The following is a 716-nucleotide window of genomic DNA, read 5'->3' as shown; positions in this document are numbered from 1 at the left end:
CGGTATTTCCGATGGTAGTACAACCAAGAATTCGGCGTCTAAAAGTCTCAAATTTTCGTGGCCTCGCCAATACTGAGTGGTGTCCACGCGAGGGCATGAACATACTCATTGGCGGTGGCGATTCCGGAAAGTCTACGCTTCTTCACGCTCTATCGCTGTTGTTCAGCCCGACCAACGCCGTCCAACTGCTGGAAACAGACTACTTTAACCGGTTACTGGAACCGGGTTTCATAATCGAAGCGACGGTTTCACTTCCTGAAAACATTGGCCTGGCTAACTTCCAACAAGCTCTTTGGCCATGGGAATGGGATGGCGAGAAGGCGGTGCTGCCAGACAACGAGCGGGAAGGCGTGCCGTTCGACCCAGTCTACATTTTTCAGGTGACTGGAACCCCTGAGCTGGAGCTGGTCTGGCAGATCATGCAGCCGAATCTCGAGCCAATAAGCCTTTCCGCCGGGCTCCGACGAAAGGTCGGCGTCGTGCGGCTGGCCAACGACGATCGAAACGATCGCGATTTGCGTCTGGTAACCGGATCTGCGCTCGATCGGTTGCTTTCGAAAGGAAACCTCAAATCTCGGATCAGCAAGGAAGTTTCAGCGGCAGATCTATCCAACGCGATGACAKAAAATGAGCAGCAGGCGCTGAAGACGCTCGACAAGGCTATGGYGGCCGCCGGACTACCAAATGGTCTCGAGATCGGCCTTACAAGTAGTCAG

Annotated in this window: 1 protein-coding gene; it reads left to right on the top strand. The window is 54.2% G+C overall.

What is annotated here, in order from left to right; all coding sequences use genetic code 11:
- Positions 1–11: 11 nt before the first annotated feature.
- Positions 12–716 (top strand): AAA family ATPase (locus AC1D35_RS36645; RefSeq protein ID WP_477942971.1); only part of this gene is annotated, 705 nt, incomplete at its 3' end.

This window comes from Rhizobium sp. P1_E6 (assembly GCF_056405875.1).
Note: the sequence above shows the minus strand (reverse complement) of the source record. Positions and strands in the feature narration are given on the sequence as shown.